Origin of the sequence: Marinobacter sp. (genome assembly GCF_052091845.1) — a bacterium.
Taxonomy (GTDB): Bacteria; Pseudomonadota; Gammaproteobacteria; order Pseudomonadales; family Oleiphilaceae; genus Marinobacter.
Genome location: NZ_JBQDCO010000071.1, coordinates 1 through 11945, shown reverse-complemented (window position 1 = coordinate 11945; position 11945 = coordinate 1). Strand labels below are relative to the sequence as shown.

9 protein-coding genes are annotated in these 11945 nt (G+C 54.9%); 2 read left to right on the top strand and 7 right to left on the bottom strand.

Annotated elements, in window-relative coordinates; translation table 11 throughout:
• From ACTHYN_RS15530 to mobI, 7 genes are all read right to left on the bottom strand, one after another.
• The coding region (locus ACTHYN_RS15530; RefSeq protein WP_441813316.1) for an Eco57I restriction-modification methylase domain-containing protein at nt 1–1879 on the bottom strand (1879 nt) is incomplete at its 3' end.
• 150 nt (nt 1880–2029) lie between these two features.
• A complete protein-coding gene (locus tag ACTHYN_RS15525) occupies nt 2030–3751 on the bottom strand; it encodes an ATP-binding protein (RefSeq protein WP_427029404.1) in 1722 nt (573 codons plus the stop codon).
• Between the two features lie 17 nt (nt 3752–3768).
• Nucleotides 3769–7206, bottom strand: coding sequence for a BREX system P-loop protein BrxC (brxC, locus tag ACTHYN_RS15520; protein ID WP_427029405.1), 3438 nt, complete (start codon nt 7204–7206; stop codon nt 3769–3771).
• A gap of 15 nt (nt 7207–7221) precedes the next feature.
• The gene (locus tag ACTHYN_RS15515) at nt 7222–7770 is read right to left on the bottom strand and encodes a BREX protein BrxB domain-containing protein (protein WP_427029406.1); all 549 of its coding nucleotides are present in this window, start codon (nt 7768–7770) and stop codon (nt 7222–7224) included.
• Nucleotides 7757–8545 (bottom strand): hypothetical protein, encoded by a 789-nt coding sequence (locus ACTHYN_RS15510; protein WP_427029407.1) that lies wholly within the window; start codon nt 8543–8545, stop codon nt 7757–7759. Before ACTHYN_RS15510 ends, ACTHYN_RS15515 begins: the two co-directional genes overlap by 14 nt.
• Nucleotides 8538–8741 carry a helix-turn-helix domain-containing protein gene (locus tag ACTHYN_RS15505; RefSeq protein WP_427029408.1) on the bottom strand — a complete coding sequence of 68 codons (204 nt, stop codon included), beginning with the start codon at nt 8739–8741 and terminating at the stop codon, nt 8538–8540. The genes ACTHYN_RS15510 and ACTHYN_RS15505 overlap by 8 nt, the downstream gene beginning before the upstream one ends.
• Before the next feature lie 249 nt (nt 8742–8990).
• The gene (mobI, locus tag ACTHYN_RS15500) at nt 8991–9593 is read right to left on the bottom strand and encodes a conjugative transfer protein MobI(A/C) (RefSeq protein WP_427029409.1); all 603 of its coding nucleotides are present in this window, start codon (nt 9591–9593) and stop codon (nt 8991–8993) included.
• A gap of 738 nt (nt 9594–10331) precedes the next feature.
• On the opposite strand from mobI, the gene ACTHYN_RS15495 reads away from it, so the two are divergent.
• Nucleotides 10332–10532, top strand: a complete 201-nt coding sequence (locus ACTHYN_RS15495) for a helix-turn-helix transcriptional regulator (protein WP_427029410.1) — start codon at nt 10332–10334, stop codon at nt 10530–10532.
• Nucleotides 10533–10543: 11 nt separating this feature from the next.
• The coding region (locus ACTHYN_RS15490) for a DUF927 domain-containing protein (protein ID WP_441813315.1) at nt 10544–11945 on the top strand (1402 nt) is incomplete at its 3' end.

The following is an 11945-nucleotide window of genomic DNA, read 5'->3' as shown; positions in this document are numbered from 1 at the left end:
GTTGATCTCTCTGCTGTAATACCAATGCTTCCGAACTCTTTAGAGAGTTAGACTTCTCTTCATGATTCTTTTTTTCAAAAACATCAATCAGGCAAAAACATGACTCTTGTTTTGGATTGGTTTTTTCTATAGATAGAAGGGAAACGTCTACGACCTCTCCAGTAATGGTCTCAAATGCTCTAGGTCCTAGAAAAGCCAGGGAGCTAAGTACATAATTTTGTAAAACCTCCTTCCTGAGTTCTTTAAAGTAATCTTTATTAGCGAACGCACTAGGAGTAACTACTGCATATAAACCATTATCTTTAACGTTATTCTTAAGGAATTTTTCTAGAAATACAGTTGCAAGATCTCCTTTAGAGATTTTGTAATTATTTTCTAGATGTTTTTTTAAAAAATCATTTTGTTTTCTTATCCCCAAATAAGGAACATTTGTAATAATTAATTCAAACTTTCTTGATAACAAGCTAGATGATTTTGAAACCCCTCTTGCTATAACGCCAATTTCTGACTTCTCTTCATCTTTTTCTTCAGCCAAAGCTTGGCTAAGCAAGGGGCCGACTTCTTCCCATGTCAATTCAAACAATGAGCCTTTGCTTAAGCTTGCTTCCGGATTAATTAAGCTACCCAAAATGGGCGCGTCTCTAAACTGTCTGTAAAGCTCTTCCAGCGCAACGCGCAGATCAGTGTTGTCTCCTGCTAACGCTAACCACTCTTCTTTCTTAGCACTAATCGACAAACCAGAGCAGGCTAGTTGTAGTTCTGGCAATGGCCGGTAGCCCTCTGCGCCAGGGTATTTCCAAGCGGTTAGGGCCAATGCGAATGCGGCAAGTTCCACACAGCGCTGATCCAGCTCCAGTCCATGAATGTTCTCCCGTAACACTGCATCCACGGCGTCCCGAGCGGACAAGCCATCGCGCTCCATTCGCATGGGGACGAGCATCAGGAAGGCGGCCACTAGGAAGTGGCCGGAGCCGCAACAGGGGTCCAGGGTTTTCAGGTCGGCCAGTTGTTCCGGCCAGGCATCAAAGGTGCCGGCAGCCGGTGTCCAGGCCCCATCTTCCTGTTTTACAAAGCGCAGATAGTCCAGGGGAACACCAGGAATGGAGGCCTTCTGGCGCAGCTCTTCTTCGCTTTCGGCGTGTTTCAGGTCGCTTTCACTGAGCTGCCGGGCCGCCCACCAGGCCCCCAATGAATTGTCGAGCAGGAAGCTCACCATGTAGGGCTCAGTGAAGAGCTGGGTGACGGCGGGGAGCTCCCGGGCACCGATCTTGACCTCGGACTGGTTGACCTGTTCCTTCTTCCTGGCCTGCCAGAACTGGTAAACCCAGCCCAGGCTGTCGGAGGCGGTGAACACCTCCAGCGGCAGGCCCGCGACCTGGCGCTCCAGGGCCTGTTGGTGCTCCGGTGGCAGGGTGAGCTGGAAAACCGGGGAGTCCAGCCGGAAAATCTGCGGCAGCATACGGGCCGCATAGCGGGCGGCCAGTTCCCAGCCGTTGGCGGCGCCTTCATCGGCGGCCAGGTCTTCACACTCTTCCAGGGTGATGGCCACCGGTTCGTCCGGGTCCGGGTACATCAGCAAGTCGTTTTCGGCCAGGAAGCGGGCAAAGAGCATGCGGTGCCAGTGCTCGTAGGCAACCTCTTCCACCAAACGGTCCATGCTTTGGACCTTGCCACCGTTCAGAGAGTCGCCCAACTGCCGCCCGTGGGCACGCAATCGACGGCGCAGCTCCCGCTCGGTCTCGCTCAGATGCGCGGCCGGTGTGGGGTCTGCCACACCCAGCTGGTCCAACGCGGCGCGGGCACCGGTTTCGGCGGTGTCGCGGGCGTTTTTAACGGCGCGTTCCAGTTGGTTTCTGAGTGTCTTGTCGAGTGGCTGCATGTTCTTTTACTTCCCCAGTCCTTAAAGTGATGCCACGGCTACGGCTTTGGTGCCGTTAAAGCGCTCTTCCTGGCACATCGGTACGCACCGATATGCGCACTTTATCCATTAAACGCATAGTATGCGCATAGAAGTTTATCTATGCGAATTTCAATACTCACGTGCATTGCTGTATTCATAGCGCGCCCAGCGCCGCTCCCCCACCTTCTGGAGGCCAGCGTTCTCCTGCATCAGCGCCTGCATCAGACGTCGGGCCTGGTTACGGTCAAAGCGAGTGATCTGCCGGATTTCCTTATTACTCAATCCGGGGTCGCCTCGTTTGGCTCGCTCCATCAGAATGCTGAGCACGCGGGTTTTGGCGGCATCCCAACCAATCCGGCGACGGGCTTCACTCTGGCCATCCTCGGCCAACCGATTGTAGAGCTCGGGCTGGATGCACCAATAAGCGCCCCGCCCGGTACCCCCGTGCTCGATGTAACCTGCCGACTCCATTGTGGATAACTTTTCGCGCATCTCTGCTTCGCCACGCTGGCACAGACTGGCTGCGGTGTTGGTGTCTATTTCCGGATGCTGGAGCAGGTATTGCAACAGCATCAGTTCATCCACGCCCAGGTTACGCCCGTGCTCACTTTCCTCCGCCACAAACAGGCGGAAGGTGGCGTTCAGCTCCCGCTTGGGAAAACTGACTTGTACCGAGTCACCAATCTCCCGAATCTGGGGCGGTTCTTTGCCTTCCATCAGCAGGGCGGAGAACATGCGGTTAATGCCCAGATTGCTGCGGTTTACCAGGCGCAGGCGGGTAAGGGCTTCCACCAGTAAGGGGTTTCGGGCAGCGGGCTGGTGATGAAGGATGTTGTTGGGGGTAATGCCGGCAATAAAGCCCCCGTTATTGCTGATTTCCAACCGGTCGGCATACAGCTTGACCATTACCGGCCCCGCTATGCGCAAGTCCGCATGGCAGAAGGCGTTCATCAGGGCTTCGCGCACTGCTATTTCCGGCCAGGTGCGGTACTCGTAATGGAACATGCCCTGTTTGTAGGTGGTGATGGGGTTAAAGGGCACCAGCAGTTCTTCTATGCGCTGAACGGACAAAGGCAAAGCGCTGACCCGATCCTCCCGGATGCCGTAGTCGGTATCCGAGGTCATTTGCAGGAAAGTCCAGTTGTGGCCGGGCAAGTGTTCCCGGATGGCCGCCTCGGTGCCGGCCAGCAGAATAGCGGCCCTGGTGAGTTTGCCCTGTTTGATCAGCCCGAGAGTGGACAGAAGTTCAGTGTTCGATAGCCTCAGCAAGTCTTCCGGCGCACGTTCCTTGCTGGCCTGGTTGCGCAGTGCTTCCAACGCTGTGGCGGACAGCAGTGAGTTATCCACAGGAGCGACGGCTTCTGCGGTGTAGTCGGTTTCGCCGGTTTCGACACTGATCTTCCGGCGCAGTGTGCCGGTCAGCGGAACGCAGTCTTTACTGACGCGGATGGTCCCTCGCCCTGCGGTGTCGGTGTACGGCGGCATACCGGGGTGAATCTGCATCAACAGTAACCGGCCGGTGCCTTCCGGTACGGCCAGCTCTTCGAATACCGGCATGATTTTCGGGTCGGTCTGGTCGTAGACGGCCTTTTTCAGAAGGTTTGCGTCGATTTCCGGTGGCACACCCAGAATGGCGTTACTTCGGCCCTGTATTCGGTCGGCCACGCCAAATACCACGGTACCGCCACCACCATTGGCCATGCACACGGCCATCTGGACCACGGTTTTTACCGCGTTGTCCCGGCTTTTCAGGTCCCACTGTTTGAAGTCGAGGTCCTGGTCTTCCAGTTCGTCGGCTATGCAGTGGTCCAGCTCTGGCAACAGAGCCTCGATGTTGGCGGCGGTTCGCATGATGTCTGTCGCGCTCTTTATTTGACGGAAATCGGACCTTTTTCCAGGGCCGTTTTAAGCTGATCTTTCACTTCTTCCGCCCAGGCATCAACGTCTGCCTCGGTTTTCAGCGTGCGGCGTGGTACCGATACAAACTGGATTTCCGGCTCGCACAACTCCGCTGCCGCGACTGCTACGTTGTCAAAACGGCTGGGTAGCGCGGCTACCCGGTCTGCGAACATGCCCAGTGAGCATTGGTCCAGGGTGTTCAGTACTTCCTCCGTGGACTGAACGGCCACTTTCGGCTGATCAGCCAGGGTCAGCTTCTGCTCGGACAGCAACTGGTTGCGCTGCTCTGGCTCCAGCTGCTTCCAGTTTCCGTCTGCCTCCAGGCGTTTCATGCCCTGTTCGTGCCGGGCCTGGTAGTCCTGATTCAGGGTGTTCAGGGCTTCGCGCAGGCTTTGGGTCAGGCTGGTGATCAACGGGTTGATCGGGTCCGGCTCTTCCAGCAGTTGGCGCTGTTGTTCGATAGTGTCTACCTGGGCGCGGTACACCTCGGCATCGGCCAGAGCGGATGCGTGGTTTACCAGGCGTTTGAGAACCATCCAGCTAGGCCAGCGCTGCTGGAGTTGTTCTGCCAGTTTCTCCCAATGCTCAATGCTTTGAACGAGTTGTTCCCGGCAGTTATAAAGGGCCAGCAGTTGCTCGTTACCCGTTGTCAGGCGGATATCGTCAAGGAAGCGGGTGTCCGGGCGTTCGGGTTTGGGTGCTTCGCCACCGGCTTTATCAGCCAGATCACTGACTTTCTGCAGGAACGATGGCACGTGCGCCAGTTCTTCGCCCTGCTTGGCGGATACACCCACTTTCTGGAGCACTTTGCGGATCTGGATACGCTGCGGTGTGGTGACATTGGCGGACTCCACTTTGAATAGGGTTTTACCAATGCTCTTGCGCTCCAGTGCGGAAGGCTCGATGGGTTGCCCACGGTCGTCCTGGGCCCGGATGATTCCGGCCACCAGCAGTACCTGAAGGCCGCCATCCACCGCATCCCGGGACCAGCCGAAATCTTTCCCTTCAAAGTGAGCGCGTATGTCTCCACCTTTTTTGCCACCGGCAATAAAGCCCAGAATGGCTTTACAGACCGGATTCTTGCCAGGCTCACCATCGTCACCGACGGCTTTGAGAGCATCCGGTGCGCCTGTCTTCGCTTTTTCGTAGGCTTTTTGCCAACCGCTGTGGTCAGCAATATGGAAGTTGGGGTACAGGCGTTGCAGCGAGTTGTTTGCCGCTTCCAGCACCATTTCCTGCAAATTGTTACCGAGGATTTCATTGCCACCACCCTGGAAGACCCGGGCGCCGGAGAAGGCTTCGCTGAGCAATTCCCGAATTTTGCCTTCGGCGGTCTGTTTGGTGGTTTCCATGGCCGCTTTGGCTTCGGTGCCTTCCGGCGTGTTGGGGGAGCCACGCTTGTCCAGAGTAGCGCTGGCCGCTTTGTAATCGATCAGGTGATGGCGCAGGTCATCCGCTGAACGCTTGGGGATAAACACAAAAACGGTAGGCGACTGGTTCCCGGCTTGCCGTGCATCGGCCCGAACGGAGTTTTCATCACTGCTCCAGCCATCTCGTACCCACACGCAGATACGCTCGTTGGCATCCGCCGGTAGCTGGGCATCAAACACCGGGTAGGTATCCCGGGTAACCTTCGCGTCGCCCTGCATCAGCGACAGTTTGCGCGCGACCTCACCGAACATGCGGCGTATGCGGTCGTCCCGTTCTGCGTGAATACGATGGGCTTCATTGGAGAGCGCGGAACGCTGGCTGAGGAATTCGTCAGTCCAGGCGGCACTCTCTTCGGTCTGAATGCGGTATTCCTCACCGACTTTCATCAACAGTTCGCAGTTATCGAGCAAGCCTGGCAGTTTGCTGCGTAGACTGCTGCTACCAGCGGACAAATCTTCTACCAGCAGATCTGCCAGTGAATCGACGTTCGCGCGAATGCCGATCTCATTGTTCTGACCGCCCAGCTTGTTGATCAGAAACACCAGGCCGCAAGCACGGGCCATCAGGCGCTGGTCTTCCGTGCCTTTTATCCAGCTCATGGTTTTTTCATGAACCTTGCGGGGCAGAATTCGGGCTTGCAGCAGTTTGTCTGCGGAATCGAAGTAAAGGTAATCCGCCGGTACCACATGGCCAAGCGGGTCATCCAGGTTGGTCTGGATGACTTTATGAATCATGCTGAGCTGGTTACGCAGCTGACTGTCGGTACCGGTCTGGTCCAGTATTCTCAGGGTGTTCTCCCAGAAGCGACGACGCACCGGCAAGATCGGGTAGTCCTGGGGGAAGTAAGGCAGGTCATCCTGCCGGTGGCCAATGGTTGTGCCCGCCAGGTGCCGGGAAATTTCGCCCAGGTTTGTTTGCAGAACCTGATCAATCGGCCCTTTGGCTTCAGGCTTTTTGGCGAGAATGACTTGCCGGATAACGGCATCGACATCGGCATCAGACAGCTCAACACGGATAGTGAAGCGCCCTTCGAGTTTCTTCAAATTGCTGGTGCCGGTTACCGCTGTCTGGCCGGTGCCAATGAAGAGCAGCTTGCCACCGAAGTTTTTACAGCAGGCCTCGACTGCTTCCTGTACCGCAATGGAGCGTTGGCTGTCTTCACCAATGAATTGCTGAACTTCGTCCAGTACGATCAGGGTAAGCGGGAATTTGCCGTCTGTGGTCAATGCCTGGCGAATGGCCTTGAGCATATCGTCGCTGGAAATGTCCTGAACGAACGGATACAGGTTGTTCAGGGTTTCCACGCAGGATGCCGGTGATGAGAACAGTGCCGGCTTTGCCTGTACCAGGGCTTCGTGCAGGCCTTCGGCCACGTAGAAGTTATCCAGCTCTTCCTGCCAGTCGTAGCCGTTGGATTCGACACTTTGGCGTACCTGGTCGTAAATGCCTTCGTGCTTCAACCACATCACAAAGCGGGCGACCGGGTACTGTTCCGGCAGCCCTGCCGATTTGAACAGAATACGCAGTAGCGCAAGCCGTACACTACCGCTTGCGCCGGAACCCAGGGTTCCGGATGCAGCATGCAAGCCACCGTGACGCTTCGCCTGAACGCTCAGCTCTTTGAGGTGTTCACTCACGCCTTGCGGCAGTTTGGCGATACCCCGGGCAGTAGCGCCATCTTCAAACTCTGCATCTACCCACAGTGCCCTCAGCATCTTCACCAGGTGGGATTTACCAGAACCGTAGAACCCGCTGACCCACACCGCCGGCTGTTGAGCCTGGTCGATGTTCTTCAGGTAGGTTTCCAGAATGTGGGACATTCCTTTCTCGTACTGGCCGTCACACACGAAGGTTTCCAGTTCGTAACGGAGTACCGCGAGCGCATGGCTTGTGGTTTCGTCGTTAACACTGGCCACACCTTCGTTGACCAGTTTGCGGATGGTCGGATCTTTCTGATAAATCTCACGATTCTTCATGAACAACCTCTTTCCTTAATCCTTGTCTGCGGTTATCGGTACTGCGAGATAGTTCCACCCGTCGTAACCGTCCAATAACCGGTAATTGTTGTTTTCATAGCTGCCGGGAAACAGGACCAACAGCCGCCCCTCAACCAGGGGAGCCAACTTATCCACAACGTCTTTGACCTTGAGAAAACCGAAAAGCGCGCCAACACCCTGGACAGCCACTACGGTGTTGTCGTTGGCATTTGTTTCTTTCAGAACCCGCTCGAACTCGCTCACAATATAGTCCAGATATTTTGGCAACACCGTGGCCAGCAGGTGCGGCTTCTGGAAATAGCTCTTTGCGTACCGTTGGGTAGCCAGCCAGCCTGCAAAGGTGTCGGTCAAATCAAACAGAACCCATTCGTGACCCGCCTGCCGGGTAACAATTTCGAATTCGTCTACCCGGGCTCTGAGCCAGCGCTCTTCGTTTTCGTTGTAAACGCAGAAAACCACCCGCTGGGCTGCGGCGGCATCATCCCTCCAGGGGATAGCAATGTGTCGCCCGTACGATTGAATCAGGCGCTTAACCCTGCTCACGCAACCACTCCTGTTCCTGCTGATTGATCAGGTTGGGGAAAAGCACTTCGATCACATCCCCCACCCGCTTGTAGGTTATCCAGCCCCTTCGTGAGGCCTGCTCTGCCAGCTCAATGGTTTGTTCCCGGGAGCAGTCCAGCAGCTTGGCGTATTCGGTACTGAACAGGCCTTGCCCACGCGCACCGGCCAGATAGCCCAGCAACAGAGCGTAGGCCGCACTGCCTGCTGTAGGGGCAGCTCGGTTACGGATTTTCTTGTTTCGCCCTGTAAGGTGGCCGGATTTGGTCCAGCTGGAGTTGATATTCTGGGCTGTGGATTTCAGAGTCGCCTTGCTGAAACGGCCTGGCTCCAGGCTATCGAGCAGTTCCTCTAGCGACTCACGGGTAATGACTGATCCCTCCGGCGTCTTGAGAATCATTGGTGCGCTGGCACGGAAAATGGTGTCTCTGGCGTAGGTAGCCAGCAGCGCCAGCATTGGCCGACCTGCTTCATCTCGCTGCCAGAAGTACAGCAAGGCACGAAAAAGCACATGGGCTGTGTCCAGAGAATAAAGCTCAGCCAAATGCTTATAGGTCAGGCGACGAGTCTTACCTGAACGTTTGCCGAGGCAGTTGTCTTCCTCTATCGCATTCAGATAATCAGCCTTTGTTGCGTCAGCACGGTTTACGTAATCGAGCAGAGCCGTGAGCTCGTCCAGCATCATTGTGCGGGAGCTGTGGGTACCGCCACGCTCAAACCGGAACCCGAAACGGGCAAGTTGTTTCTCCTCAGGCATTGGCGTTATTCCCGTCGCTGGCACCGCCGCTGCGTACCCATTCGTCCACTTCGTTCTTTTTGAACTTCCAGGCTCTGCCGACACGGTGGGCGGGCATTGCGTGCTTCTCGATCCACCTGTAAACCGAGTCGTTACTGGCACCGAGGTATTTGGCGATTTCTGTGACAGACAGCCATCGGTCGTCCAGTTCGGCCATCTTTTAGCTCCCTATGGGCGATGGTGTAGCCACCCCATCTGAGGCAGCGTAGTTTCGAGGGTGAATCAGTCTACACTACATTGACTAATCAATATATCGAGGCACTAAACTGCACACAACCGATCTGACCTGAATAGACCAGCAAAAGACAGCATCTAGAGCCACCGCAAATTTAGGTGCGCCCAGCAATAGCTCCTCAAAACATGCAGCTTTGGCGTGAATAGGCAGGGGCTTTAGCGCCCACAGCCTTCACCTATCCTCATTGGAAGGGCATGCGCTCCCGCCGGCAGCCTCCTTCAGTCCGCTGAGGTGCTCCTCCAGATTTTTCAGGAGGCGCTCACTTTTAAGCACGATTCGACGAAGCTCTGCTTGATTGGCATTGAGCCTTCGCAACATTTCAAAACCGGCCTCAACCTCTGAGATGATCAGTCGTTCCCAGTCCTGAGCCCGCGTGAAGGCTGGCTTGTGATAGCGGAACCGGCCTTCTTTGCGGATGTACGCACTAAACACTGATCGGCCCTCACCACTCTTCTTCGGGACAAAGCGGTTGTAGTACCAGGACAATTCCAGTTTTCTTTTTCTGAGTCGAACGCGGCAGCCGAAGTGCCCGGGATAGCCTGGTGTTTTGTCGCTACGATGAGCCATGTTGTGGGACCAGAAGTAATCACAGAGCCGCTGCGCCAGATAGCGATACCTCGCTTGCTCCACGTCCGCTTGTTGCTGAATCGCAGCCAGAAATTGCCGGCATTGCTTGATGGCGGCTTCGGTGCCGCGACGATGGTTCACGTTTTGGGCTCGGCTGACCGACTCCCACTCTGCGCAGATTTCCTGGTGAGTCATTCGTTTGCTCATTGCCGGCTCCTCTCTATGGATTTGCCAACAATCCTAAACATTCGAGTGCCTTGAGCTGCCATGTGCTTTTGCCCTTTTTGGACACAAAGGCGGGGGCGGAGGCAGATTCATTCCTCCCAGCCATGGGACCTTTCCAACTCCTTTCCACGTAACTATCTGATTTGGGACTTTGCCGTTGTGCTCCCACGTGCCATGAAATAGCCCGCATGGGCTGAGGGATCTGCGTTCCAGTATTAATTTGGGACCCTGGCCTCCCACATCAGTGACAACACCGGTATCCGGTAGCTTGATGGAACCGGGTTGACTGTCGTCGCTACAACAATTCCCGCTACTTCCTCGGGGCACTTAAAAAGGGCGCGGAAGAGGCCTTTTGGAGGCCCGGCGTGATACGTGCATGCTGATAAAATAACAGGGCGTCGAAAAGAGCCTTTAGGAGGCCGTCTTGATCACGCATATTTCTGACTTTCACATGTGAAAGTTAGCAGGCATTACCGCCTCATATAATGATGTCGTGGTGATGGCGGGCAACGGCTATTGTTTAAAACTCCACCAATTTTTGATCAAAAACCGATGAAATTCACATAAAGATCGACCGAACAAAATAAATTAACCATTTAATTCAAATGCTTATAAGTTTTTTCTCTTTGCGCCCAAAATGGCCAATTCCACGGTTCTGGTGTGACTTCAGGACTATTCATAATCACTCCTGTCCGTTAAACAACGAATCAGGAGTGGATTATGCAACGACAGTATTTCAACGAGACGAATGAACGTTTGCTCACCTATGAAGAGGTTTGTGCCGTTACCCAACTTTCCCAGGCCACGCTGCGGCGATACGTGCAATCTGGGCGTTTTCCGGCCCCCATTAAACCAAACCCACACGGGCGAGCCGTGAGGTTCCGGATTCAGGATGTTCGTGACTGGCTAGATCGGCTGTGACGGAGGTGCAAATGAAATTTCAGCTGAGGGATTCCGGCTTGTACAGCTACGGCTCTGAGCAGTGGCACTGGCTTGGCGGCTGGCTAGAGGTTGTCGCCCGGACTCGTCTTACCGGAAAGAAGCACGGTCACGGCGTGCTACTACAATGGAAAAACTTTGATAACGCCATGCTGAGGGAGGTGGTTTACGCCCGCGACCTGCACGGTGAGAATGCTCGTCAGATAAAAGAGCTTTTTGTCGACACGGGTTATCCGCTTAAGCCCGGCAACGCAGCTTGGTCGCAGATATTGCAATATTTGCTTGAGGCGATGGCAAAAGCGCCGCCGGCGACCACCGTCGACCGCACCGGCTGGCATGGCCCCATTTTCGCAACGAGTAGTTGGACGGCAGGTCAGGCGGATGAGCAGCATCACTTCGTTGGGCAGTTATCAACCGACCACATTTTGTCAGAAAAGGGCTCTCTCCAAGATTGGCAGGCCCACGTAGGCCGCCTTTGCGCTGGAAACTCTTTAGCGGTATTCAGCGTCGGCGTGGCATTGGCTGCACCGCTGTTGCAACCCGCTGACCTTGAAAACGGCGCTTATCACTTCGGCGGCCACTCCGGATCTGGAAAAACTACTTTACTGCAAATCGCTACCAGCGTTTGTGGCGCCCAGACGTTCATGCGTAGTTGGATATCGACGTCCAACGGGCTGGCGGCAGTATCTGCAGTGCATAATGACATGCTGCTGGCACTCGATGAGATCGGCTTAGCCAAGCCTGAAGATGTTGATGTAGCCACTTATCAAATCCTTAACGGTACGAGCAAATTACGCGCCCAGAAAACCGGAGACCTTGCCCCTCAAACGCACTGGCGAACGCTGGGCCTCAGCTCGGGAGAAATCTGGCTTTCAGAGATTTTTCAACAACTCGGGAAGCCTGTAAGAGCGGGGCAAAAAACTCGCCTGGTTGAAATACCCGTTTTTGGGAAGTATGGCGCTTTTGATGATTTGCATGGGCTTCCGAGCTCTCAGGAGCTGGTAGACACACTAAAAAGGCACACGAAGAAATACTACGGTGCGCTATTCCGAGAATGGATAGAACGCCTGACCGACGACATTGATGAGCTACCTATATACATCCAGCGGGAAACTAAAAAGCTGCTGGACACCTGGGTCACTCCACATATGGCTTCCCAGGTAATCCGCGTGCTCAAGCGCTTTGCTCTCGTAGCCATAGCATTGTGTCTAGCCTGCAGAAATTATCTGCTGCCTTGGACGGAAACCAGCTCAGTGCAGGCAGTCGAGAGAGTCATAGCTGCATGGCTTCAGCGTCGTGGACATGTTTTTGACGCTGAGGAACATAGTATCCTGATTCGTCTACGTGACGCAGTCGAGCGCTGGAACCACAGATTCTCAAAATTCGAACGCGGGC